The following is a 25380-nucleotide window of genomic DNA, read 5'->3' as shown; positions in this document are numbered from 1 at the left end:
CACCCGCCTTTTGCCGGATGGCGCTACGCTTATCCGCCCTACAAATCGCATCAAAAGATTTTTGAGAACTTATCAATATTGCTGGCATCGTAAACGAACGGCTCGGCCATCGCGCCGTTGCCGTCGGCATCCAGCTTCACTTTGCCCAGCTTGCCCATGCTGGCCTCGCCTTTCGTGGCGGTGCCTTTCACCAGGTCATCCGCCAGGTAGGTTGCGGCATAGCCCAGGTCAATCGGGTTCCAGATGGCAAAGCTCTTGCTTGCGCCGGACTTCACCGCGCCCGCCATCTCAGACGGCAGGCCTAAACCGGTGACGTACACTTTGCCAATCTTGCCCTGGTCCTTCACCGCCTGCGCGGCAGCCACAATGCCCACGGAAGAAGGCGAAACAATCACTTTCAGCTCCGGGTAGGTTTTCAGCAGGCCGACCGCTTCGCGGTAGCTCTTGTCAGAGAGATCGTCCCCGTAGGCCACGGTCACCAGATTGACGGACGGGTACTTCGGCAGCACCTTTTTCATCTCCGCAATCCAGGTATTCTGGTTGGTGGAGGTTGGCGTGGCGCTCAGCACCGCCACATCGCCTTTCTCCACGTTCAGCGCTTTCAGGGCATCGGCGGCGAGCTTGACGTTGGTTTCGCCAATCAGGGCGTTATTGGACGGGTTGAGGTGGATCTGACGCCCGGCTTTCGCCACGCCGGAATCCCACGACACAACCTTGATGCCGCGCTGCATCGCTTTTTTCAGCACCGGCACGACGGCGTCCGGATCGTTCGCGGAAATCGCGATCGCATCCACGCCCTGGGCGATCAGCCCGTTCAGCACCTCGATCTGCGCTTCCGCCGTGGTGGTGGTCGGGCCGGTATAAATCACTTTTACATCGCCTAACTCTTTGGCCGCCTCCTGCGCGCCGACGTTCGCTGCCTCGAAGAATCCATTCCCTAAGGACTTCGCCACCAGGGCGATTTTCACTTCTGCTAAAGCGGAACCGGACAACGCCAGAGCGGCAACGGTGAGGATCAAGCTTGCTTTTATTTTCATTGCTTTTACTCCACTGACTTGAGTTAGTTGTAGGGATTGCAGGTGGTTTTCGCCCCGTCTCGGTGAGCGGGGCGCGATGTTGTTATTGGTACAAATCTAACGCCGACTGCATGGGGGTGACGCCAAAGCGTTTACCCAGGGCGATCAGTTCTTCCCGGGTGATGGTCTGCTTCATGCCGCCCATGGAATAGACCTTTACCAGCACTTCCGCGGATTTCTCGGCGGTGTCGATCAGGCCGAAGGTTTCATCCAGCGTCGGGCCGCTGCCGAAGACGCCGTGGAACGGCCACAGCACCAGTGAATGTTTCTGCATGTCCGTCGCGGTTGCCTGGCCGATTTCGTCGGTGCCCGGCACCATCCACGGCAGAATGCCGACGCCGTCCGGGAACACCACCAGACACTCGGTGCTGCCTTCCCACAATTTGCGGGTGAAGAAATCAGAATTGTTTTCCAGCACGTAGGTCAGGGCGATCAGGTTGGTGGCGTGGCAGTGCATGATCACGCGGTCCTTGCCATTGGTCGCCTTGATGCGCTCGCAGTGGGAGAGGAAGTGCGCCGGCAGTTCTGAGGTGGGCACCGCCTCATCCGTCAGCCCCCACAGAATGTGGTAGCCCGCGCCGTCGCTATCCACTTTCACTACGCCGAGGTTGGCCTGCGGGTCGAGCTGAACGTTGCGGAAGAACTTCCCGGAACCGGTGACGATAAACGGCGCGTTGGCGAGCAGCGGCATCGGCTGGCTCAGGGCGATATAGCGCGGCTTCTGGTGGAAATCGGCGGCAAATGGCTCGATATCCGCGTCGTCCAGGCGTAGCGTCAGGTTGCCGCCGTTGCGCTCGTCCCAGCCCTTCAGCCAGGCGTCGGAGGTGGCTTTGATCATGCCCTGGACGAACCAGGAGGTGGTGATGGTCTGCATACTGTGTTTCCTTTGAAAATGCCGGGTGGCGCTGCGCTTACCCGGCCTACTTTTACCTGTAGGCCCGGCAAGCAACGCGCCGCCGGGCAATGTTTTTTACTGACGAGCGGCAAGAACGTCTTTCTCATATGCCCGCACGTTGTCCAGCCACTGGCTGCCCGCAGGCGCATCGTGACGCTGGCAGTACATCTCCCACACCGCCTGCCACGGCAGGGATTTCTGCTCTTCCAGCAGCGCCAGGCGCGCGGTGTAGTCGCCGTTTTCTTCCAGCTGTTTCAGGGCGGCGACAGGCTCCAGCAGCGCGCGCAGCAGGGCTTTCTTCATGTTGCGGGTGCCGATAACCCACGCCGCGATGCGGTTGATGGAGGCGTCGAAGAAGTCGAGGCCAATGTGTACGCGGTCAAAGAGGTCGTGGCGGATGATTTCGCTGGCAATCGCCTGGGTTTCGTCATCCAGCAGCACCACGTGGTCGCTGTCCCAGCGCACCGGACGGCTGACGTGCAGCAGCAGGCGCGGCACGAAGAGCATGGCGGCGGAGATCTTGTCGGAGATCACCTCGGTTGGGTGGAAGTGGCCGGCATCCAGGCACAGCGCGGTCTGGCGGCTGGTGGCATAACCCATGTAGAACTCGTTTGAGCCCACGGTGTAGCTCTCTGCGCCAATGCCGAACAGCTTGCTCTCGACGGCGTCGATGTGGTGCGCCGGGTCCAGCTTCTCGCTGATGGCTTCATCCAGCGCGGCCAGCAGGCGCTGGCGCGGGGCCAGTCGGTCTACGGTGATATCCTTCATGCCGTCCGGGATCCAGATGTTCATCACCGACGGTGTGCCAAGCTGCTCGCCGAAATACGCAGAAACGCGGCGGCTGGCTTTGACATGGTCGATCCAGAACTGGCGGATTTCGTCGTTGGCGTGCGCAAGGGTAAAGCCGTCCGCGCTCAGCGGGTGCGAGAAGCAGGAGGGGTTAAAGTCCAGGCCCAGCTTGTTGGCTTTCGCCCACGCCACCCAGTTCGTAAAGTGCTCCGGTTTGATTTCATTACGCGCCACCGGCTCGTCGGATTCGAGATAAATGGCGTGCAGATTCAGGCGCTTTGGCCCGGGGATCAGGCTCAGCGCCAGCTCCAGATCCGCACGCAGTTCGGTGGCGTTGCGCGCTTTGCCCGGATAGTTACCCGTGGCCTGAATACCCCCCGTCAGGGAACCGCCCGGGTTCTCGAAGCCAGCAACGTCATCACCCTGCCAGCAGTGCATGGAGACGGGCAGACGGTCGAGCTGGCGCAGCGCCTCTTCGACATCCACGCCGACGGCGGCGAAACGCTGTTTAGCCAGGTCCCAGGCTTGTTCAAGTTGAGTGGTCATGCGCAAAGCTCCTTAGTCAGTCGTTTTTGCTGAAACTGCGCCCGGTAGCGGGCAATTTCATGGCAGGGATGGGGGGTGAAGGTGGTCAGGCTGTTATTCGCCGTCACCACCGAACGGAAATCGTCGACGTTTGAAAGTTCGTCCAGGGTCATCAGCTGAATGCCGATATTGCCGAGCGTGGAGGCTTCAATCGGACCTGCCACCACGGTAATGCCGCAGGCATCCGCGCAGAGCTGGTTCAGCAGCTGGTTCTGGCAGCCGCCGCCCACGATATGCAGCTGCGTGAACGGTTTGCCGCGAAGGTCAGCCAGCTCGCTCAGGATGTCGGCATAGAGCAGGGCGAGACTGTCAAAAATGCAGCGCGCCAGCTCGGCGGGGCGGGAAGGTACCGGCTGCCCCGCTTCAAAACAGGCGGCCTGGATTTCAGCGCTCATGTGCGCCGGATTGATAAAGCGGTCGTCGTTCGGGTTAATCAGGAAGGTGCAGGCCTTCAGCGTTTCGGTTTCCGCGATAAGCGCGGGCAGGTCGGTGATGTTCTGCTCTTTCAGCACCCGCTGGAGAAGCCACAGGCCCATGATGTTCTTCAGCACCCGGTAGCGCCCTTCGGCGCCACCTTCGTTAGTGATGTTCGCCGCCAGTGCGGCATCGCTGGTGTAGGGTGTTTTGCTCTCGAAGCCCATCAACGACCAGGTGCCGGAAGAGAGGTACGCCGCATCTTTGCCGGCGAGCGGCGAGGCAATGACCGCGCTCGCGGTGTCGTGACTGGCGACGGCGACAACGGGGATCTCATTCCCCTGCGGGCAAAGCCAGTGGCCGATCACATTGCCCGGATGGGTTGGCGCGCCGAACCAGGACGGCGAGGCGCCCGTCCAGGCCAGCAGATGTTCATCCCAGTTATCGGTGTTGATGTTAACCAGCTGCGTGGTGGTGGCGTTGGTATATTCCCAGTTCATGTTGCCGGTCAGACGGTAGCTTAAGTAGTCCGGGATCAGCAGCGCATGCGCCACCTTTTCGACCAGCTCTGGCTGTTGCTCAACCAGCGCGCGCAGCTGATACAGCGTGTTAAACGGCAGAAACTGAATGCCGCTGCGACCATAGATGTTCTCCTTGCCAAGCTGGGCGATGGCGTGCGCCATTAGCCCATCGGTGCGGCTGTCGCGGTAGGAGACGGGCAGGCCGACGCGTTCGCCGTGACTGTCCAGCAGTACGTAATCCACACCCCAGGTATCAATGCCGATACTGTCGATGCGAATACCGTCTTCGCAGACGTTGTGAAGTCCGGTGCGGATCTCTGCTTCCAGGGCGTCGATATCCCAGGTAACAAAACCGTCCTGTTGTTGCAGACAATTGGCGAAACGGTGCATTTCGCGAAGCGTAAGGGTGTGCAGGTCGCAGTCCCAGGTGGCGAGCATTACACGGCCGCTGGATGCGCCTAAATCGACAGCCACACAATGGCGAAAAGTCATGGTCGGGTCCTTTCTTAAGTCATTAGCGAGGAGTGTAAGAAAGGGAAGAAATAGCCACCTTCTCGCCACTGACAGCCCAAATCTCGCGCTGGCAAGAAAGCAAAGATGAACGTGAGGGAGTTCACAGTTTCCAGTAATGGCGGGGTTTGCAGGCAGTGTGACGCTGACCGCATTTCCTGATCTTTCCGCCTGTTTCTTGAAAAACCGACAGCTTTTGCGCGGTTTGCTGTCAAAAATTTAAGGTGAGCGTGGAAGGCCTTAATTACTATTTTGAGAACTTTTCTCATTGGTGGGGGCCGTTATGACCGTACTGCACAGCGTCGATTTTTTTCCTTCGGGGGCTTCGCCGGTCGCGATTGAGCCACGGCTGCCTCAGGCTGCGTTCCCGGAGCATCATCATGATTTTCATGAAATTGTGATTGTTGAGCACGGAACGGGCATCCACGTGTTTAACGGTCAGCCGTATACCATCAGCGGCGGTACGGTGTGCTTCGTGCGCGATCACGACAGGCACCTGTATGAACATACCGACAACCTTTGCCTGACCAATGTGCTCTATCGTTCTCCGGATGCGTTCCAGTTTCTCTCCGGGCTGAATCAGCTGTTGCCGCAGGAGAAGGACGGTCACTACCCCTCGCACTGGCGGGTGAATCAGTCCACGTTGCAGCAGGTGCGTCAGCTGGTGAGCCAGATGGAGCAGAGCGAGGATGGACAGGAGACGCACGCCATTGCTACCCGCGAGCTGCTGTTTATGCAGCTGCTGGTGTTGCTGCGGCGCAGCAGCCTGGTGGAAGGGCTGGAAAATAACGACGCGCGCCTGAACCAGCTGATGGCCTGGCTGGAAGATCATTTTGCCGAAGATGTCTGCTGGGAAACGCTGGCGGATGACTTTTCGCTCTCGCTGCGCACGCTGCATCGTCAGCTCAAGCAGCATACCGGGCTGACGCCGCAGCGCTACCTCAACCGTCTGCGCCTGATCAAAGCGCGGCACCTTTTACGTCATACCGACGAAAGCGTCACCGATATCGCCTATCGCTGCGGATTCGGCGACAGTAACCACTTTTCGACGCTTTTTCGCCGGGAGTTTAACTGGTCGCCGCGCGATATTCGTCAGGGGAAAGACGCGTTGCTTCAGTAACGCGAGGGCAGTCACCGTTTTTTTGCTGCAAAAAGGCTAATAATGTCCGGTTATTCGCCGTAGAGGTTGTGGTGTGGCTGCTCAGCTCATTCTTCGCAAAGATGATTTTTTTGCCTCCGCGAGTCAGGCCGTCGCGGTGGCCGACCGCTACCCGCAAAACGTCTTTGCCGAGCACACCCACGAGTTTTGCGAGCTGGTGCTGGTATGGCGAGGCAACGGCCTGCACGTCCTCAACGACCGCCCCTACCGCATCACGCGCGGAGACCTGTTCTACATCCGCGCTGAAGACAAACACTCCTACGCCTCGGTTAACGATCTGGTGTTGCAGAACGTCATCTACTGCCCCGACAGACTTAAACTGAATGTCGACTGGGCGGGCAATATCCCCGGTTTTCATGATGCCAGAGGCGAACCGCACTGGCGCTTAAGCAGCAACGGCATGGCTCAGGTGCGCCAGACGATTTCCCAGCTGGAGCAGGAGAGCCAGAAGAGCGATCCGGTGGCAAACCAGATGTCGGAGCTGCTTTTTGCCCAGCTGGTGATGACCCTGAAGCGGCATCGTTACGCTACGGATAATCCCTCTGCTACCACGCAGGAAGCGCTGCTGGATAAGCTCATCACCCGGCTTGCGGGCAGTCTGAACAAGAGTTTCGTGCTGGAAAAATTCTGCGAGCAGGAGCAGTGCAGCGAGCGCGCGCTGCGCCAGCAGTTCCGCACCCAGACGGGGATGACGGTCAACCACTATCTGCGCCAGCTGCGCATCTGCCACGCCCAGTACCTGTTACAGCATACGGAGCTGATGGTGAGTGAAGTGGCGATGCGCTGCGGCTTTGAGGACAGTAACTACTTTTCGGTGGTGTTTAACCGTGAGGTGGGGATGACGCCGGTTCAGTGGCGTCATCGCAGTCGAAAGGCAGCGTAATCAGTTCGCCATGCCGAGGCCGACGATATTGGCCGCAATGATAATCACCACACAGCCCAGGCTCAGCACGCCAACCGGACGACGCCCGGCATTGTTCCACTCTTTCAGCACCAGCCCAACCAGCCCGCCGCACAGCACGTAGAAGCTCATGTGCAGCATCCAGCTCATGTAGTCATACTGCGCCGGAATACTGGCGTGACCCCAGGCGTAGAAGAAGAATTGCAGATACCACATCAGACCGCCGAGGGCGGAGAGCAGGACGTTGGTGACGATCAGCGGTTTTGCCAGCGAGAAGTCGGCTTTTACCGACAGGTTCTTCACTTTTGCCAGACGAATGAAGCAGAAGCCGAGGTTTACCAGCGCGCCGCCGCCCATGATCACCACGTAGCTTGGCAGGGCAGCGTACAGCGGATCGACGCCCAGCGCCGCAGCGGCGTCGTGCATCGGTTTGGCGGCGTTCATGGCGAACGACATGCCCGCCGAGAATACGCCGCACATCACCGCCAGCAGCAGCCCTTTCTTCAGGTTGAACTCTTCGGCTTTGATGCCCATCTTGCGTTCTTTCAGCTGGCCTGCGCGGGTGACGATGCCCACGCCGATCACCGCCACCAGCACGCCCAGCAGCGTCATTCGCCCGCCCTGAGTGTTGATCAGCACGTCGAAGTGGCCGTTGAGGATTGGCGTCATCAGGGTGCCAACAATCAGCGTAATGCCAATCGCGATGCCAATCCCCATCGACATGCCTAGGTAGCGCATGGTGAGGCCGTAGTTGATATTACCGATGCCCCACATCGCGCCAAACAGGAATACCGGCAGCAGGGTGGAGGCGTTGAAGGAGGAGAAGTAGCCCCAGAAATCGGGCAGCAGCATGGCGCTGATTGTCCATGGCAAAATCAGCCAGGACACGGTGCCGCCAACGGACCACATGGTTTCCCATGACCAGCCTTTCACCTTTTTAAACGGGGCATAGAAACAGGCTGCACTGGCCGCGCCTATCAAATGCCAGAAAATACCCATCGTAATCGCATGATTCATTTTTACATCCTCATCGTTTTTATAGCCGGAGGCTTCCCGCCGACTTGATGAGTGTAAAAATGAGGCGGTTTGGGAACCTTCAGAAGGTTGCCGCACTTTTGTTCAGGATGGCAATCAGCACGTTAAGCACGTGAGCAGACTCACAATTTTGTCATTTATCAAAAACCTAATAACCTTATAAAAACTACGGCATTGATAATCATTTTCAATATCATTTAATTAACTATAATGAACCAACTGCTTACGCGGCATTAACAGCTGTGCCGCCCGACAATAATGGAGAGGATTATGAGTTATACACTGCCATCCCTGCCGTATGCCTACGACGCACTGGAACCGCATTTCGACAAGCAGACGATGGAAATCCATCACACTAAACACCACCAGACCTATGTGAACAACGCGAATGCTGCGCTGGAAAGCCTGCCAGAGTTCGCTAATCTGCCTGTTGAAGAGCTGATCACCAAACTGGACCAGCTGCCGGCAGACAAGAAAACCGTGCTGCGCAACAACGCGGGCGGTCACGCTAACCACAGCCTGTTCTGGAAAGGCCTGAAAACCGGCACCACCCTTCAGGGCGACCTGAAAGCGGCTATCGAGCGTGACTTCGGTTCCGTTGACAACTTCAAAGCGGAATTCGAAAAAGCCGCTGCAACCCGTTTCGGCTCTGGCTGGGCGTGGCTGGTCCTGAAAGGTGACAAACTGGCGGTCGTTTCTACCGCTAACCAGGACTCCCCGCTGATGGGTGAAGCTATCTCTGGCGCATCCGGCTTCCCAATTCTGGGTCTGGACGTGTGGGAACACGCTTACTACCTGAAGTTCCAGAACCGTCGCCCTGACTACATCAAAGCCTTCTGGGATGTAGTGAACTGGGACGAAGCAGCAGCGCGTTTCGCCGCTAAAAAATAAGGTTGCATTGACGCATGTGAGAAGCGAGTCTGATGACTCGCTTTTTTTGTATCTGAAGGAGTGGAGATGCATTACCCGGTGAATGTGTTTACAGGCAAGGTAAGGGAGTACGAAGGCAGCCGCCTGAGCGCCATCGCCAAAGTGCAGGTCGACGGTGAGCTGACGTTGACCGATCTCGGGCTTGCGGGTGACCAGCAGGCTGAAAAGAAAATCCACGGCGGGCCCGATCGCGCGCTGTGCCACTATCCGCGCGAGCACTATCAGCACTGGAAAGCCGAATTTCCTGAACAGGCGGACCTCTTCGTCGCCCCCGCGTTTGGCGAAAATCTCTCAACGGAGGGGCTGACGGAGAAGAACGTCTTTATCGGCGATATTTACCGCTGGGGCGATGCTTTGATTCAGGTCACCCAGCCGCGCTCACCGTGCTTTAAGCTTAATTACCATTTCGGCATTCAGGATATGTCGGCCCAGCTGCAAAACGCGGGTAAAACTGGCTGGCTGTATCGCGTTGTGCAGGCGGGACAGGTTTCGGCGGATGCGCCGCTTGAGCTGGCTTCGCGCTTGAGTGAGGTGTCGGTATACGAGGCCTGCGCAATTGCCTGGCATATGCCGTTTGATGACGAGCAGTATCACCGCCTGCTGTCAGCGGCGGGATTATCCACCAGCTGGACCAGAACGATGCAGAAGCGGCGGTTAAGCGGCAAGATCGAGAGCAGTTCGCGGAGATTGTGGGGGAAAGAGGTTCCGTAGAAAGTAGGCCGGGTAAGGCGAAGCCGCCACCCGGCACATACGGTTACGAACGCTTATACAGCGGCAGCCACAGCGTTAACCTCAGCCCGCCCAGCGGGCTGTCATCGGCTTTCACCCAGCCACGGTGCTGTTGCATGGCGGTTTCAACAATCGCCAGACCTAGCCCCGTACCACCAGATTCACGGTCGCGCGCCTCGTCGGTGCGGTAGAACGGACGGAAAATCTGCTCGCGATCTTCCGGGCTGACGCCAGGACCATCGTCATCGACAATGACGGTAATCCCGTCTTTATCCACCGAAAACGCCACTTCAATCTTCGTGTGCGAATAGCGCAGGGCGTTACGCACGATATTCTCCAGCGCGCTTTCCAGCGTGTTGGGGTTACCGTAGAGCGGCCACGGGCCCGGCGGGAAGTTGACGGTGAACGATTTGCCCATCTGCTCCGCTTCGAACGCCGCGTTGTCCAGCACCTCATGCCAGAGGTGATTGGCTTTCACCGTTTCGCTCACCAGCGCGTTTTTCTGCTGATTGCGAGACATCACCAGCAGATCGTTGATCATGCTGTCCAGGCGATGCGCTTCCGTCTCAATACGCTCCAGCTCTTTACTCTCACCGCTGCGGCGGCGCAGCAGGGCGGTACCCAGCTGTAAGCGCGTGAGCGGCGTCCGCAGCTCGTGGAAGATATCCGACAGCAGGCGTTGCTGCGCGGTCATCATGCGGTCAAGAGCAGAGACCATCTGGTTAAAACTGGTTCCGGCGGCCAGGAACTCCTGCGGCCCGGATTCCAGCTCCGGATGCTGCCTCAGGTTGCCCTGCGCCACTTCGTCCGCCGCATTTTTCAGCTTACGCGCCGGTTTCGCCAGGCTCCACGCCAGCCATAACAGCAGCGGGGAACTGACCAGCATCGTGACAATCAACAGCAAAAGCGGACGGTCAAACAGCAGGTTGATAAAGTCGGACTGGGAACTGCTCGCAGGGCGAATCAGATAGAGCTGGTAATTGTCTTCCCCATCCCGCACCGAGAAAGGACCGACCATCTCTACCCGACCATATTTCTTTTTCTGTGGGTGATCGGCATTATCCGCCTGGCCAATAAAGTTGCGGATAATCTGCATTTCATTGCGATCGGCCCCAATCACGCGGCCTTCACTGGTGACCAGTAAAAGACGTTGTCCGGGGGGCGCCCACTTGTCGATAGCGCGAAACAACCTGCGCCACCACATTAAATCGTTCGGCGGATCGTTTGCCAGCTCCGCTTCCACGTGCTGCTCGATCATCACGCCCTGACGTTGCTCGCTGTCGAGTAGCTCCGTCATCTGGCGTGAGTCGAGTTTTGGCAACATCAAAACGAGCATTAAAACCAGTGCCAGCGTCAGCCAGAAGATGGCGAAGATGCGGGCGGTTAAGCTGCCTATCATGAAGCGGAAACCATCAGATAACCGCGACCACGCAGGGTTTTAAACCAGGGATGACCGTCTTTACGCTCCGGCAGCTTACGGCGCAGGTTCGAGATATGCATATCGATGGCGCGGTCAAACGGGGTGAGGCGTTTGCCGAGCACTTCCTGGCTTAAGTGTTCACGCGACACCACCTGGCCGAGATGCTGCGCCAGCAGATACAGCAGGGTGAACTCGGTGCCGGTTAGCTCCAGCGTTTCACCGTCGAAGCTCGCTTCCTGGCGGCCCGGGTTCAGGCTCAGGGAGTCCACTTCCAGCGTAGGTGAGCTGTTGTCGGTATTCTGCTGCTGCTCGCTCCAGTGAGAGCGGCGCAGGATCGCGCGAATACGGGCCACCAGTTCACGGTCGTTGAACGGCTTAGGTAAATAGTCATCCGCACCCAGCTCAAGGCCGAGTACGCGGTCAAGCTCGCTGCCGCGTGCGGTCAGCATAATGACGGGGGTCTGGTGTGTCTGGCGAAGCTCTTTCAACGTATCAATACCGTTTTTCTTCGGCATCATGACGTCGAGCAAAAGTAAATCGATGCTGTCGTCAAGGAGACTCAGCGCCTGTTCCCCATCATGGGCAACCAGGACGTTGAAACCTTCCATGTCGAGCAACTCCTTTAAAAGAGATGTGAGCTCTCGGTCATCATCAACTAACAGGATTTTATTCATTGTTTAAATACCTCCGAGGCAGAAATTACGACATCAAGGCTATCTAATTCATGACTTTACGTTGTTTTACACCCCCTGACGCATGTTTGCAGCCTGAATCGTAGACTGTCTCTCGTTGAATCGCGACACGAAAGATTTTGGGAGCAAGTGATGCGCAAAGTTACCGCTGCCGTCATGGCCTCAACGCTGGCCTTCAGTGCGTTTAGCCAGGCTGCTGTAGCTATCAACAGCGATAACGGTTCCTCAGCAGAGGGCGCAACGCAGCACAGCAGCCAAAGCCATATGTTTGACGGCATAAGTTTAACCGAACATCAGCGTCAACAGATGCGAGATCTGATGCAGAGGGCAAGACACGACCAGCCCCCTGTTAATGTTAGCGAAATGGAGACAATGCATCGCCTTGTCACCGCAGAAAATTTTGACGAAAGCGCTGTACGCGCTCAGGCCGAAAAAATGGCGCAGGAACAGGTTGCCCGCCAGGTAGAGATGGCGAAGGTTCGCAACCAGATGTTCCACCTGCTAACGCCCGAGCAGCAAGCGGTTTTGAATACCAAACATCAGCAACGTATGAACCAGTTGCGTGAGGTTGCACGGATGCAGCGAAGCTCAGATATGACGCTTTTCAGTAGCAATAGCAGTACCCGTAGTAACCAGTAAACCCTGTTTTCCTTGCCATAGACACCATCCCTGTCTTCCCCCACATGATGTGGGGGTTTTTTTTGCCCATCGTTCAGGTTTGTTAACGCTTTATTCATCCTTTCACTCCACCACCATCCGTTATACTAGCGCCATGGCATGACAGGAGTGTTTATGAATCAATCCTATGGACGGCTGGTAAGCCGGGCCGCAATAGCCGCGACGGTGATGGCGTCGTGTTTGCTGATCATTAAAATTTTCGCGTGGTGGTACACCGGGTCGGTCAGTATTCTGGCGGCACTGGTGGATTCACTGGTGGATATTGCCGCCTCGCTGACCAACCTGCTGGTGGTGCGCTACTCGCTGCAACCGGCGGATGAAGAGCATACGTTTGGCCACGGCAAAGCGGAATCGCTGGCCGCGCTGGCACAAAGCATGTTTATTTCGGGCTCTGCGCTTTTCCTGTTTTTGACCGGTATTCAGCATCTTATTTCGCCTTCTCCGATGAACGATCCGGGCGTTGGCGTGGTCGTAACGGTAGTTGCACTTATAAGCACACTTGTTCTTGTAACGTTCCAGCGCTGGGTTGTACGCAAAACACAAAGCCAGGCTGTACGGGCCGATATGCTTCATTATCAGTCTGATGTTATGATGAATGGGGCTATTCTTATTGCGCTTGGTCTGGCCTGGTATGGCTGGCATCGGGCCGATGCGTTGTTTGCGTTAGGGATAGGGATCTATATTTTATACAGCGCCTTGCGGATGGGGTATGAAGCGGTACAGTCGCTTCTTGACCGTGCGCTTCCGGATGCAGAACGTGATGAAATTTATGCCATCGTGACCAACTGGCCTGGCGTCAGTGGTGCTCACGATCTTCGTACGCGGCAGTCAGGGCCGACCCGCTTTATTCAGATTCATTTGGAAATGGAAGACAACCTGCCACTGGTTCAGGCGCATATGGTCGCTGAACAGGTGGAGCAGGCGATTTTGCAGCGTTTCCCTGGGTCAGACGTCATTATTCATCAGGATCCGTGCTCTGTCGTACCCAGGGCGTTTTGAGCTTTCGTAATTCGTTGTAAAAAAGTGAGCCAGAGCAGCATTTTGTGGATAAATTACCACCATATGGCCTGACCTGAATCAATTCAGCTGGAAGGGATTGATATACTATTTGCAGTATTCGACGGTTGAACAGTTTCTTCCGGCAGCAGATTTCAATTTTGCATTCCTAAGTTCAGAGGTAGTCATGATTAAGAAAATCGGTGTGTTGACAAGCGGCGGTGATGCGCCGGGCATGAACGCGGCAATCCGTGGGGTTGTCCGTGCAGCGCTGACGGAAGGTCTGGAAGTTTTTGGTATCTATGACGGTTACCTGGGTCTGTATGAAGACCGCATGGTTCAGCTCGACCGCTACAGCGTGTCTGACATGATCAACCGTGGCGGTACTTTCCTCGGTTCTGCACGCTTCCCGGAATTCCGTGACGAACACATCCGTGAAGTGGCTATCGAAAACATGAAAAAACGGGGTCTGGATGCGCTGGTGGTTATCGGCGGCGACGGCTCCTACATGGGTGCAAAACGTCTGACTGAAATGGGCTTCCCGTGCATCGGTCTGCCTGGCACCATCGACAATGACATCAAAGGCACCGACTACACCATCGGTTACTTCACCGCGCTGGGTACCGTTGTGGAAGCGATTGACCGCCTGCGTGACACCTCTTCCTCTCACCAGCGTATTTCTATTGTTGAAGTGATGGGCCGTTACTGCGGTGACCTGACTCTGGCGGCGGCAATTGCCGGTGGCTGTGAGTTCGTGGTGGTGCCGGAAGTGGAATTTAGCCGTGAAGATCTGGTCGCTGAAATCAAAGCCGGTATCGCGAAAGGTAAGAAACACGCCATCGTTGCTATCACCGAGCACATCTGTGACGTTGACGAGCTGGCGAAGTACATCGAAACCGAAACCAAACGCGAAACCCGCGCGACCGTTCTGGGTCACATTCAGCGTGGTGGTTCCCCAGGCCCGTACGACCGTATCCTGGCGTCCCGCATGGGCGCGTACGCGATCGAGCTACTGCTTCAGGGACACGGCGGCCGCTGCGTCGGTATCCAGAACGAGAAACTGGTTCACCATGACATCATCGATGCCATTGAAAACATGAAGCGTCCGTTCAAAGGTGACTGGCTGGACTGCGCGAAAAAACTGTACTGATTGATTGACTCTGTTGCCCGGTGGCGCTGCGCTTACCGGGCCTACAAAAGCACGATTCGTAGGCCGGGTAAGGCGTAGCCGCCACCCGGCTTTTTTATGCGTGCACGCTTTTTTATTCCACTACGTTATAGCCAATCTTTTTTTATTCTTTAATCATCGGTTAGCTTTCTGGCACGCTGCATTCATCAAAACACTACACAAGAGAGCTGGGCGATGAATAAATGGGGCGTGGGGTTAACATTATTGCTGGCATCGACCAGCGTTCTGGCAAAGGACATTCAGTTACTGAACGTGTCGTACGATCCGACGCGTGAACTGTACGACCAGTACAACAAAGCTTTCGCGGCGCACTGGAAACAGGAAACCGGCGATAACGTGGTGGTTCGCCAGTCTCACGGTGGTTCTGGCAAGCAGGCGACCTCCGTCATCAACGGTATTGAAGCCGACGTGGTGACCCTGGCGCTGGCCTACGATGTTGACGCTATCGCCGAGCGTGGCCGTATCGACAAAAACTGGATCAAGCGTCTGCCGGACAACTCTGCGCCATACACCTCGACCATTGTCTTCCTGGTGCGTAAAGGCAACCCGAAACAGATTAAGGACTGGAACGACCTGATTAAGCCAGGCGTGTCTGTCATTACCCCGAACCCAAAAAGCTCCGGCGGCGCACGCTGGAACTATCTGGCAGCCTGGGGCTACGCGCTGCACCACAACAACGGCGATCAGGCCAAAGCACAGGACTTCGTCAAAGCACTGTTTAAAAACGTCGAGGTGCTGGACTCCGGCGCGCGCGGCGCAACCAACACCTTCGTCGAACGCGGCATTGGCGACGTGCTGATCGCCTGGGAAAACGAAGCCCTGCTGGCGACCAACGAGCTGGGTAAAGACAAGTTCGAGATCGTCACCCCGAGCGAATCCATCCTCGCTGAGCCGACCGTCTCCGTCGTCGATAAGGTTGTTGATAAGAAGGGCACCAAAGCGGTGGCGGAAGCCTACCTGAAGTACCTCTACTCACCGGAAGGGCAGGAAATTGCGGCGAAAAACTTCTACCGCCCACGCGATGAGGCCGTCGCGAAGAAATACGAAAACGCCTTCCCGAAACTGAAGCTGTTCACTATTGATGATGTGTTTGGCGGCTGGACCAAAGCGCAGAAAGAGCACTTCTCTAACGGCGGCACCTTCGACCAGATCAGCAAGCGCTAAGCGTTTTACAAAGAACGACACGGTAACCCGGTGTGAGAAATCCGCCGGGTTTTTTATTTGGTCATCATTTTGCGTTACTCTTTTGCCTCTATTGAAAACAGGGAACGCGTTGTGAAAAAAATTATCTTACTGATTCTGATCGTTATCGCCCTTGCCGCAGGCGGCGTGTACTGGATGAAAGCGGGTAATCCGAATGCGTTGCGTCATATCGTTCTCGACCAGTGTGTGCCCAACCAGCTGCATAACCGTAACCCGGCACCGTGTGCGCAGGTGAAGCCAGATGCGGGCTACGTGGTGTTCAAGGACCGCAACGGGCCGCTGCAATACCTGCTGATGCCCACGTACCGTATCAACGGCACCGAAAGCCCGCTGCTGACTGAGCCGCAGACACCGAATTTCTTCTGGCTGGCATGGCAGTCTCGCCATTTTATGAGTATGAAACGGGGGGCCGACGTGCCTGACAGCGCCGTTTCGCTGACCATCAACTCCCCGACCGGGCGCACGCAAAACCATTTTCATATCCACATCTCCTGTCTGCGCCCGGACGTGCGCGAGAAGCTGAACGCGTCGCAGGGGCAAATCAGCACCCAGTGGTTACCGCTTCCGGGCGGGCTGGAAGGGCATGAATACCTTGCCCGTCGGGTGACGGAGAACGAACTGGTGCAGCGCAGCCCGTTTATGATGCTGGCGGAAGAGCTGCCGGAAGCCCGCGATCATATGGGACGCTTCGCGCTGGCGATGGCACAGCAGTCGGACGGCTCGTTTGTATTGCTGGCGACAGAGCGTAACCTGCTTACCTTTAACCGCGCGTCGGCTGAGGAATTGCAGGATCATCAATGCGATATCCTGAAGTGACCCCACCATAAATAGCGTTTACTCGCCCTGCCTGTCGCCGTAGACTTGCTGAAAAATTCTACAGGAGACAGGTATGTCGCTCTGGTTAACGCATCCTCTGCTGCTTCCCTCGCTGATCGTCGGCGTCACCATCGTGCTGTGGGCGACGTCGCTGTTGCCGGAATTTATCACCGCGCTGCTGTTTTTCACGGCGGCGATGACCGCCAGAATCGCCCCGCCGGAAGTGATCTTCGGCGGCTTCGCCTCGTCTGCCTTCTGGCTGGTGTTCAGCGGCTTTGTGCTGGGCGTGGCGATTCGGAAAACCGGCCTGGCGGACAGGGCTGCCCGGGCGCTGTCGGCAAAGCTTACCGACTCCTGGGCGCTGATGGTGGCGAGCGTTGTGCTGCTGAGCTATGCCCTGGCATTCGTGATGCCGTCGAACATGGGACGTATTGCGCTGCTGATGCCGATTGTCGCCGCGATGGCGAAGCGGGCCGGCATTCCTGATGGCTCGCGGGCCTGGTTTGGCCTGGCGCTGGCGGTCGGGTTTGGCACCTTCCAGCTCTCGGCCACTATTTTGCCCGCCAACGTGCCCAACCTGGTGATGAGCGGCGCGGCGGAAGGCTCATACGGTATCCACCTCAACTATGTCCCGTATCTGCTGCTGCACACCCCGGTGCTGGGTATTCTCAAAGGCCTGATTCTGATTGGCCTGATCTGCTGGCTGTTCCCCGGCAACCCGAAACCGGCGAAGGATCTCACGCCATCGGAACCGATGGGGCGTGACGAAAAACGACTCGCCTGGCTGCTGGCGGTGGTGTTGACGATGTGGGTGACGGAGAGCTGGCACGGCGTTGGGCCAGCGTGGACGGGGCTGGCGGCCTCGGTCATCGTTATGCTGCCGCGCATCGGTTTTATCACCGGGGAGGAGTTCTCGGCGGGGGTGAATATGCGCACCTGTATTTACGTCGCGGGTATACTCGGGCTGGCCATTACGGTGACGCAGACCGGTATCGGTGCGGCCGTAGGCGAGGCGTTGCTCCATATCATGCCGCTGGATGCAGACCGCCCGTTTACCAGCTTCCTGGCGCTGACGGGGATCACCACGGCGCTCAACTTCATTATGACCGCCAACGGCGTTCCTGCGCTGTACACCACGCTGGCGCAGAGCTTCTCGGACGCGACCGGCTTCCCGCTGCTGTCGGTGATCATGATTCAGGTGCTGGGGTATTCCACGCCGCTGTTGCCGTATCAGGCGTCGCCGATTGTAGTGGCGATGGGCTTAGGGAAAGTGCCTGCGAAGGCGGGGATGCTGCTTTGTCTGGCGCTGGCGATTGCGACGTATCTGGTGCTGCTGCCGCTGGATTATCTGTGGTTTAGCCTACTGGGACGGCTTTAAAAAAGCCCGGTGGCGCTGACGCTTACCGGGCCTACAGAACCGTAGGGCGGGTTAGCGAAGCGCCACCCGCCGCAACAGCATTACGCCTGTTTAGCCGCTTCTGCCGCTTTAACGATCACCGCGAAAGCGTCTGCTTTCAGGGATGCGCCGCCAACCAGTGCGCCATCGATGTCTGGCTGGGTGAACAGCTCAGCTGCGTTTGATGCGTTAACGGAACCGCCGTACTGGATGATGACCTGCTCAGCCACTTTCGCGTCTGCTTTTGCAATGTGGTCACGGATGAACTTGTGCACCGCCTGTGCCTGCGCTGGAGTTGCAGATTTGCCGGTACCGATCGCCCAGACTGGCTCGTAAGCGATAACCGCGCCTTCGAACGCTGCCGCGCCCTGGGTTTTCAGCACAGCGTCGATCTGACGTGCGCACACTTCTTCGGTTTTGCCTGCTTCGTTTTCTGCTTCGGTTTCACCGATGCACAGAACCGGGATCAGACCCTGCTCTTTCAGCACAGCGAATTTCTTCGCGATGAACTCATCGGATTCTTTGTGATAGGTGCGACGCTCGGAGTGGCCGATGATGATGTATTTCGCGCCGATATCTTTCAGCATTTCAGCGGAGGTTTCACCGGTGAACGCGCCAGACAGGTTAACGTCAACGTTCTGCGCGCCCAGAATGATGTGGCTGCCGTCAGCGGCACGTTTAGCCAGATCCAGGTACATATCCGGCGGAGCGATAGCAACCGCGCAGCCGGTCACGCCAGCCAGCTCTTTACGCAGGTTAGCAACCAGTTCGTTTACCATGTGGCGGCTGCCGTTCAGTTTCCAGTTACCCATCACTAAAGGATGTCGCATTTCAATTCTCCACGCTCAATAAGCGAATTAAGGAATATGGCCGCCCTGTCGGGCAGCATGGTCTGTGAATCAGTATAGAGATTTTCCCTCGAAAGGCTTTGCTTTTTGTCATTAATTCGCCCCCTCGAGTGCGTCTGATAGGGCCAGCTTAATCGGTTCAACCGCGAAGGTCAGCCCCTTTTCGCCGTTATCTGCGACGACATAGCGAACGGCACCTTCCGTATCGGCGTAATAGCGTTTGTTTTTCCCGGCGGTAAGCAGTTTTTGCAGCTTTTGCTGGCTTTGCGCTTTCGTGAAGGTGGGGGTAAAGGCGCGCAGAATAGCGCTCATGTACTCCAGCGCTTTCGCTTTCGCCGCTTTCTGCTCTGGCCCCTGAATCGGCAGCCAGGTGATCTGCATACTTTTGATTTTTAACGTTCCGCGCTCAAGGGCGGTAGAGGCATACAGATTCTCGTTAATTTTGCTGGCCGCGCGGGTCAGGGTCGGCGTATCGCGGGCGCTGTCAATCGCACGGAACTCTCCCAGCGGAAGTGAGGGGTTTTCTTTGTTGAAGGCTTCGCGGAACTGGCTGATAGATTGATCGAAAGAGGGGGCGCCCGCCAGAAGATAGGGGGCGGTGACCGGGGAAGCCGTTTCCGCGGCATACAGGGAAAAACTGGCGCTCAGCATCGCTAAACACAAATAAAGAGAGTGTGCCGAACTTTTCATCAACATTGCCCCTGGCCGTCATTGCCCATGATTAAAACGATATCTGGTCGGCTTGTCAAAAGGTCACAACTCCAGGGTAAAATGCGGGCTAAACAATAATAAGGAACCTTACATGACCATACAGCAGTGGCTGTTTTCATTCAAAGGGCGTATTGGACGCCGTGACTTCTGGATCTGGATTGCAACGTGGGTTGTCGCCATGCTGCTTCTGTTTTTTGTTGCCTACAACGCATGGCTGAGCACGCAAACGGCGGCATTTGCGCTGGTCTGTTTACTGTGGCCAACCGCCGCCGTAGTGGTGAAACGTCTGCACGATCGTGGCCGCTCCGGCGCATGGGCTTTCCTGATTATTCTGGCGTGGATGCTGGTGGCGGGGAACTGGTCAATGCTGCCCTCAATCCTCCCATGGGTGGTGGGCAGACTGCTGCCGACGGTTATCTTTGTAATGATGGTTGTCGAACTGGGCGCGTTTATCGGCACCCAGAGCGAGAACAAATATGGAAAAGATACCCTTGAGGTGAAGTACCGCTGATCACCAGTAGTGTTCGGCGGTCATGTGGCCCGGCCGGCGGCGAAGGTGCTTCGTCATCTGCCGGGTATCCTTCAGCAACTGCTGCGTATCGCGTACCATCTGCGGGTTACCGCACAGCATCACATGGCTGGTTTCGGTATTCATCGGTAAACCCACCGCATCTTCCAGCGCGCCGCTTTCAATCAACGCCGGAACGCGACCGGTTAACGAGCCGGCTGCGGTTTCGCGGCTGACCACCGTCTGAATTTTTAACTTCCCGCCATATCGCTGTTCCAGCGCCTGCATCTGCGGCAAATAGCTCAGGTCTGCGGCGTAGCGCGCGGCGTGAACCAGCACGATATTTTTAAAGCGATCCAGATCTTTGCCGTATTGCAGAATGGAAAGATACGGGCCGATGGCCGTGCCGGTCGCCAGCATCCAGAGCGTGTCACAGTCGGGGATTTCATCCAGCACGAAGAACCCCGCCGCGTCGGAGACAATCTGCACTTCATCGCCCGGCTTCAGCGCGGCGAGGCGTGGGCTGAGCTTACCGTCCGGGACGGTGACCAGATAGAACTCAAGGTCCGGGTTATCAGGCGCATTAACGTAAGAGTAGGCGCGCTGTACGCGTTCACCGTCGATATCCAACCCGAGCTTGGCAAACTGCCCGGCAGTAAACGGATGAACGGGAGCGTGCAGCGTGAGGCTAAATAGCGCATCGGTCCAGAACTGTACCTTTGTGACTTTACCTGTTACCCAGTCCGCCATGATCTTCTCCTGTGCTGTTTCTCTCTTCTATCTTCCGTACTTGCGGGAAACATTTCCAGCCCATTCGGGCCGGAAAGCTCTATCGATCAAACGGTTTTACAGAATGTGCGTCTGTACGTCCGGATCTTTACGATCGAGATAATGAATGGACTTAATGCGACGAATGGTGCGGGATTTACCACGGATCAGCAGGGTTTCAGTGGTGGCCATGTTGCCCTTGCGGGTGATGCCGTCCAGCAGATCGCCTTTGGTGATGCCGGTTGCGGAGAAGACCACGTTATCGCTGCGGGCCATCTCGTTCAGCGCGAGCACTTTATTGGCCTCGATGCCCATCGCCGCGCAGCGCGCCAGTTCGTCTGCACCAATGCGAAGGTTCTCGTCGCTGTCGCCTTTGACCTCATGGCGTGGCAGCAAACGCGCCTGCATATCGCCGTCCAGCGCGCGGATCACTGCCGCAGAGACCACACCCTCCGGCGCGCCGCCGATGCCGTAAAGCACGTCGACTTCGCTGTCAGGCATGCAGGTCAGAATAGAGGCGGCAACGTCGCCATCCGGAATAGCAAACACGCGTACGCCGAGCGCTTGCAGGTACGCGATGGTGGCGTCGTGGCGCGGTTTCGCCAGAATGGTCACGGTGAGTTCGCTGAGCGCTTTACCCAGCGCCGCAGCGATATTGCGCAGGTTGGCGTCCAGCGGCAGGCTAAGGTCGATAGCGCCTTTAGCGCCAGGACCGACGATCAGTTTTTCCATGTACATATCGGGGGCGTTGAGGAAGCAGCCCTTATCGCCCACCGCCAGTACCGCCAGCGCGTTGGCCTGGCCCATCGCCGTCATACGGGTGCCTTCGATTGGGTCGACCGCGATATCCACGGCATCGCCTTTGCCCGTCCCGACTTTTTCACCGATGTAGAGCATCGGCGCTTCGTCGATTTCGCCTTCGCCAATGACGATAGTGCCATCGATATTGACCTGATTAAGCACAATGCGCATGGCGTGGACGGCTGCACCGTCTGCGGTATTTTTGTCGCCACGGCCCAGCCACTTGTAGCCTGCGAGGGCGGCAGCTTCGGTGACGCGGGAAAACTCGATAGCAAGTTCACGTTTCATGAGGTACTCGTACAATCAAAAGGAATTGCACGAAGTTTATCACAGAGTGGGGAGGGGCGAAGGGACCGGTGCGGTCGGAGCCCCTCACCCTAACCCTCTCCCAGGGGAGAGGGAATATAGGTTTACTCGTCGTGCTCTTCCCACGCCAGGGCACGTTTCACCGCTTTCTTCCAGCCGCTGTAGCGGTAGTTGCGCTCGGTGGTTTCGATGCCAGGACGGAATTCGCGTTCGATAACCGCTTTTTCCTGAAGCTCGTCGAGGTTTTGCCAGAAGCCAACCGCCAGACCTGCCAGATACGCCGCGCCCAGCGCCGTCACTTCTCGCACCTCAGGACGTTCAACGCGGGTGCCCAGAATGTCGGACTGGAACTGCATCAGGAAGTTGTTGGCTACCGCACCGCCGTCCACGCGCAGGGCGTGCAGACGAATGCCGGAGTCAGCCTGCATCGCTTCCAGCACGTCGCGCGTCTGGTAGGCGATGGATTCCAGCGTCGCGCGAATGATGTGGTTTGAGTTCACGCCGCGCGTCAGGCCGAAAATCGCGCCGCGGGCATACGGATCCCAGTACGGTGCGCCCAGACCGGTGAACGCTGGCACCACGTACACGCCGTTGGTGTCTTTCACTTTGGTCGCGAAGTATTCGGAGTCAAACGCGTCGCTGATCAGCTTCATCTCGTCGCGCAGCCACTGAATGGAGGCACCCGCCATGAATACTGCGCCTTCCAGGGCATAGTTCACTTCGCCGCGCGGGCCGCAGGCGATGGTGGTCAGCAGACCGTTTTCTGATTTCACCGCTTTCTCGCCGGTGTTCATCAGCATAAAACAACCGGTGCCGTAGGTGTTCTTCGCCATCCCTTCCTTGACGCACAGCTGGCCGAACAGGGCCGCCTGCTGGTCACCGGCGATACCGGCGATAGGAATACGGGTGCCACCTTTACCGCCAATGTTGGTCTGGCCGTATACTTCAGAAGACTTACGGACTTCAGGCAGCATCGCGCGCGGAATGTCCAGCGCGTCCAGCATCTTGTCATCCCACTCAAGGGTGTTGATGTTGAACAGCATGGTGCGCGAGGCGTTGGTGTAGTCGGTAACGTGAACGCGTCCCTGAGTCATCTTCCAGATAAGCCAGGTATCGACGGTGCCGAACAGTAGCTCGCCACGTCGTGCGCGCTCGCGTGAACCTTCCACGTGGTCGAGGATCCACTTCACTTTGGTGCCGGAGAAATAGGGGTCAACCACCAGGCCGGTGGCGCTGCGCACGTACTCTTCCATTCCTTCGCGCTTCAGCTGTTCGCAGATCTCTGACGTACGACGGCACTGCCAGACAATGGCGTTGTAGATGGGCTTACCGGTTTCGCGCTCCCAGACCACAGTCGTTTCACGCTGGTTGGTGATACCGATAGCGGCAATCTGGTCAGAACTGATGTCGGCTTTCGCCAGCACTTCCACCAGCGTGGAGCTTTGCGACGCCCAGATCTCCATCGGGTCGTGTTCTACCCAGCCTGGACGCGGGTAAATTTGCTCAAATTCGCGTTGAGACACGCTGACAATGTTCGCGTCATGATCCATTACGACAGCGCGGGAGCTGGTGGTGCCCTGGTCGAGCGCAACGATATATTTTTTTTCGGTCATGGTATGTGTCCCGTAGTCAGATTACAGCGAAGCTTTTTGTTGTGTGGTGGAAGCCGTCTCTTTCTCCTCTTCCACACAGGTGTCGCACGGTAAGTGGCGACCAATTAATTTGCGATAGCCGAATGCGCCCAGCGCCGCCCCTACGATTGGCCCGAACAGCGGAACCAGGAAGTAAGGAATGTCTTTGCCGCCCGTGAAGGCGACATCGCCCCATCCCGCAAAGAAGGCGAAGGTTTTTGGACCCAGGTCACGCGCCGGATTCATCGCAAAGCCGGTCAGCGGACCCATGGATGCGCCAATTACCGCAATCAGAAGGCCAATCAAAAGTGGCGCCAGCGGGCCGCGCGGAATGCCGTTTCCGTCGTCGCCCAGCGCCATGATGACGCCCATCAGAATAGCGGTAATCACCATCTCAACCGCGAACGCCTGCACAAAATTGATATGCGGATTCGGATACGTTGAGAAAATGCCTGCCAGATCCAGACTTTCGACACTGCCACGCACCATATGATGCGTCTGTTCGAAGTCGATGAAAAGATTGTAATAAAGCCCGTAAACTAACGCCGCTGCGCAAAAGGCGCCGGCAAATTGCGAAATGATGAAAGGAACAACTTTGCGTCCGTCAAAACACGCGAATAGCCACAACGCGATGGTCACCGCCGGGTTAAGATGTGCACCGGAAACCCCTGCGGTCAGGTAGATGGCCATCGCCACGCCCAGACCCCAGATAATACTGATTTCCCACTGACCAAAACTGGCACCCGCCACTTTCAGTGCTGCGACACAGCCTACTCCGAAGAATATCAACAACCCGGTACCCAGGAACTCGGCAATACACTGGCCTTTTAAGGTTGATGTCTGACTCATAATCGGAATCCTGCAAAAGAGTAATGTTTATTGTTTGCGTGACCGCCCGTGACAGTCACGATGCCCTGTAGACATAGTGTTAATTTATCGTTAACGAGCACAAACGAGAAATATCGAAATCTAAATGTGTGGTCTGCGTCAATAAAATGAGCGTTTTCGCGCCATAAAGCGCGTTTTTGCATCAGATAATGATTATGGGCTGAATCATTTCTTTAACTTATGGGTTAACAACTTAGGGGTATATGCGGCGAACGCACCAGGACGAGGCCGAAAAGTGTTGCAAACCGCGATCTGCGTGGCATGCCGCTGGACAGGGGCGACGGCGCTCCATACAATCGGAACATATGTTGTGCGCGTTTACGTTAAAGCGTCGCCTTGCAATTCAGGAGAGGTAGGATCATGTCTTTAGAAGTGTTTGAGAAACTGGAATCGAAAGTACAGCAGGCGATTGACACCATCACGCTGCTGCAAATGGAAATTGAAGAGCTGAAAGAAAAGAACAACTCCCTGTCACAGGAAGTTCAGAATGCTCAGCACAGCCGTGAAGAACTGGAGCGCGAAAACAACCAGCTGCGCGAACAGCAGAACGGCTGGCAGGAACGCTTGCAGGCGCTGCTGGGACGTATGGAAGAAGTTTGATTTCCTTAGGGAATGCATTGAACAGGCCGGGTAAGGCGAAGCCGCCACCCGGCTTTTTTATGGTTTTCGCTAACCGATATCAAACCATAAAAAAGGCCGCCCTGGGCGGCCTTAACGCTACTTGTCCTGCGCTGTCGTAGCAAAAGCAACAAACCCAACAGGTTCATCGCTCTTTACCACGAGTACGCTGGCGACAATGAACGCGATACATAAATAGCGTTTCATTATGCGGTCCCTGCTGCTTACCGCTCCACCGTTCACCACCGGTGATAAGTCGGTGGACACAAGCCCGGTTAAAGGTTGCTTTACGGTTATGAATACACCTTTCCCTGGACCGATGCCCATTTGCGAGATGGCGGAAAGGGACACAGCATCATAATGAGCA

Annotated in this window: 25 protein-coding genes; 12 read left to right on the top strand and 13 right to left on the bottom strand. The window is 56.7% G+C overall.

From position 1 onward, the window contains the following. Window positions 1-50 precede the first annotated feature (50 nt). From rhaS (L379_RS23135) to rhaB, 4 genes are all read right to left on the bottom strand, one after another. Window positions 51-1037 (bottom strand): rhamnose ABC transporter substrate-binding protein, encoded by a 987-nt coding sequence (gene rhaS, locus L379_RS23135; protein WP_032649875.1) that lies wholly within the window; start codon window positions 1035-1037, stop codon window positions 51-53. 82 nt (window positions 1038-1119) lie between these two features. After that, window positions 1120-1950, bottom strand: a complete 831-nt coding sequence (rhaD, locus tag L379_RS23140) for a rhamnulose-1-phosphate aldolase (RefSeq protein WP_017382692.1) — start codon at window positions 1948-1950, stop codon at window positions 1120-1122. Window positions 1951-2046: 96 nt separating this feature from the next. Next, window positions 2047-3306, bottom strand: coding sequence for an L-rhamnose isomerase (gene rhaA / locus L379_RS23145; protein ID WP_017382693.1), 1260 nt, complete (start codon window positions 3304-3306; stop codon window positions 2047-2049). Beyond that, window positions 3303-4772: a rhamnulokinase gene (gene rhaB, locus L379_RS23150; protein WP_017382694.1), complete on the bottom strand. Its 1470-nt coding sequence runs from the start codon at window positions 4770-4772 to the stop codon at window positions 3303-3305. Before rhaB ends, rhaA begins: the two co-directional genes overlap by 4 nt. 301 nt (window positions 4773-5073) lie before the next feature. Between rhaB and rhaS (L379_RS23155) the strand changes: the two genes are divergently transcribed. Together rhaS (L379_RS23155) and rhaR are read left to right on the top strand one after the other, a co-directional pair. Further along, window positions 5074-5910 (top strand): HTH-type transcriptional activator RhaS, encoded by an 837-nt coding sequence (gene rhaS, locus L379_RS23155; protein ID WP_015569934.1) that lies wholly within the window; start codon window positions 5074-5076, stop codon window positions 5908-5910. Window positions 5911-5983: 73 nt separating this feature from the next. Beyond that, window positions 5984-6832, top strand: a complete 849-nt coding sequence (gene rhaR / locus L379_RS23160) for an HTH-type transcriptional activator RhaR (protein ID WP_017382695.1) — start codon at window positions 5984-5986, stop codon at window positions 6830-6832. On the opposite strand, the gene rhaT is transcribed toward rhaR, so the two are convergent. Next, on the bottom strand, window positions 6833-7867 hold the full coding sequence (gene rhaT, locus L379_RS23165) for an L-rhamnose/proton symporter RhaT (protein ID WP_017694058.1): 1035 nt from the start codon (window positions 7865-7867) through the stop codon (window positions 6833-6835). Between the two features lie 288 nt (window positions 7868-8155). Between rhaT and sodA the strand changes: the two genes are divergently transcribed. Together sodA and yiiM are read left to right on the top strand one after the other, a co-directional pair. Beyond that, a complete protein-coding gene (sodA, locus tag L379_RS23170) occupies window positions 8156-8776 on the top strand; it encodes a superoxide dismutase [Mn] (RefSeq protein WP_003861999.1) in 621 nt (206 codons plus the stop codon). Window positions 8777-8842: 66 nt separating this feature from the next. After that, window positions 8843-9526 (top strand): 6-hydroxyaminopurine reductase, encoded by a 684-nt coding sequence (yiiM, locus tag L379_RS23175; protein WP_032651978.1) that lies wholly within the window; start codon window positions 8843-8845, stop codon window positions 9524-9526. A gap of 43 nt (window positions 9527-9569) precedes the next feature. On the opposite strand, the gene cpxA is transcribed toward yiiM, so the two are convergent. Then, complete coding sequence (gene cpxA, locus L379_RS23180; protein WP_032651976.1) at window positions 9570-10943, bottom strand: envelope stress sensor histidine kinase CpxA; 1374 nt, start codon at window positions 10941-10943, stop codon at window positions 9570-9572. Then, on the bottom strand, window positions 10940-11638 hold the full coding sequence (cpxR, locus tag L379_RS23185; RefSeq protein WP_003862004.1) for an envelope stress response regulator transcription factor CpxR: 699 nt from the start codon (window positions 11636-11638) through the stop codon (window positions 10940-10942). Before cpxR ends, cpxA begins: the two co-directional genes overlap by 4 nt. A 150-nt stretch (window positions 11639-11788) precedes the next feature. Here cpxR and cpxP point away from each other — a divergent pair, with 150 nt between their 5' ends. The 6 genes from cpxP (at window position 11789) to L379_RS23215 (ending at window position 17916) form a co-directional block, all read left to right on the top strand. Next, window positions 11789-12295 carry a cell-envelope stress modulator CpxP gene (gene cpxP, locus L379_RS23190; protein ID WP_032651975.1) on the top strand — a complete coding sequence of 169 codons (507 nt, stop codon included), beginning with the start codon at window positions 11789-11791 and terminating at the stop codon, window positions 12293-12295. 153 nt (window positions 12296-12448) lie between these two features. Then, on the top strand, window positions 12449-13333 hold the full coding sequence (fieF, locus tag L379_RS23195; protein WP_017382698.1) for a CDF family cation-efflux transporter FieF: 885 nt from the start codon (window positions 12449-12451) through the stop codon (window positions 13331-13333). Between the two features lie 184 nt (window positions 13334-13517). Next, window positions 13518-14480 (top strand): 6-phosphofructokinase, encoded by a 963-nt coding sequence (gene pfkA, locus L379_RS23200; protein ID WP_003862009.1) that lies wholly within the window; start codon window positions 13518-13520, stop codon window positions 14478-14480. A 213-nt stretch (window positions 14481-14693) separates the two neighbouring features. Beyond that, a complete protein-coding gene (locus L379_RS23205) occupies window positions 14694-15683 on the top strand; it encodes a sulfate ABC transporter substrate-binding protein (RefSeq protein ID WP_003862012.1) in 990 nt (329 codons plus the stop codon). Between the two features lie 111 nt (window positions 15684-15794). Beyond that, window positions 15795-16538 (top strand): CDP-diacylglycerol diphosphatase, encoded by a 744-nt coding sequence (locus L379_RS23210; protein WP_003862014.1) that lies wholly within the window; start codon window positions 15795-15797, stop codon window positions 16536-16538. Between the two features lie 73 nt (window positions 16539-16611). Continuing rightward, complete coding sequence (locus L379_RS23215; RefSeq protein WP_032651973.1) at window positions 16612-17916, top strand: SLC13 family permease; 1305 nt, start codon at window positions 16612-16614, stop codon at window positions 17914-17916. A gap of 80 nt (window positions 17917-17996) precedes the next feature. On the opposite strand, the gene tpiA is transcribed toward L379_RS23215, so the two are convergent. After that, window positions 17997-18764, bottom strand: a complete 768-nt coding sequence (gene tpiA / locus L379_RS23220; RefSeq protein WP_003862019.1) for a triose-phosphate isomerase — start codon at window positions 18762-18764, stop codon at window positions 17997-17999. Between the two features lie 111 nt (window positions 18765-18875). Beyond that, window positions 18876-19472 carry a DUF1454 family protein gene (locus L379_RS23225; RefSeq protein ID WP_017383094.1) on the bottom strand — a complete coding sequence of 199 codons (597 nt, stop codon included), beginning with the start codon at window positions 19470-19472 and terminating at the stop codon, window positions 18876-18878. A gap of 112 nt (window positions 19473-19584) precedes the next feature. On the opposite strand from L379_RS23225, the gene L379_RS23230 reads away from it, so the two are divergent. Next, window positions 19585-20004, top strand: a complete 420-nt coding sequence (locus L379_RS23230) for a DUF805 domain-containing protein (protein ID WP_006808672.1) — start codon at window positions 19585-19587, stop codon at window positions 20002-20004. Here the strand turns inward: L379_RS23230 and fpr are convergent, their stop codons facing one another. From fpr to L379_RS23250, 4 genes are all read right to left on the bottom strand, one after another. Continuing rightward, complete coding sequence (fpr, locus tag L379_RS23235) at window positions 20005-20751, bottom strand: ferredoxin--NADP(+) reductase (protein ID WP_032651972.1); 747 nt, start codon at window positions 20749-20751, stop codon at window positions 20005-20007. Between the two features lie 96 nt (window positions 20752-20847). After that, on the bottom strand, window positions 20848-21858 hold the full coding sequence (glpX, locus tag L379_RS23240; protein ID WP_015569942.1) for a class II fructose-bisphosphatase: 1011 nt from the start codon (window positions 21856-21858) through the stop codon (window positions 20848-20850). Between the two features lie 122 nt (window positions 21859-21980). Then, entirely contained in the window at window positions 21981-23489 is a 1509-nt protein-coding gene (glpK, locus tag L379_RS23245) for a glycerol kinase GlpK (RefSeq protein WP_006808669.1), read from the bottom strand. Window positions 23490-23510: 21 nt separating this feature from the next. Beyond that, window positions 23511-24356 (bottom strand): MIP/aquaporin family protein, encoded by an 846-nt coding sequence (locus tag L379_RS23250; RefSeq protein WP_015569943.1) that lies wholly within the window; start codon window positions 24354-24356, stop codon window positions 23511-23513. A gap of 399 nt (window positions 24357-24755) precedes the next feature. On the opposite strand from L379_RS23250, the gene zapB reads away from it, so the two are divergent. After that, entirely contained in the window at window positions 24756-24995 is a 240-nt protein-coding gene (gene zapB, locus L379_RS23255) for a septal ring assembly protein ZapB (RefSeq protein ID WP_003862031.1), read from the top strand. Window positions 24996-25380: the final 385 nt, after the last annotated feature.

It is taken from the genome of Enterobacter sp. MGH 33, from assembly GCF_000534535.1.
GTDB classification, from domain to species: Bacteria; Pseudomonadota; Gammaproteobacteria; order Enterobacterales; family Enterobacteriaceae; genus Enterobacter; species Enterobacter hormaechei_C.
This window is presented reverse-complemented; position numbering and strand designations above follow the sequence as displayed.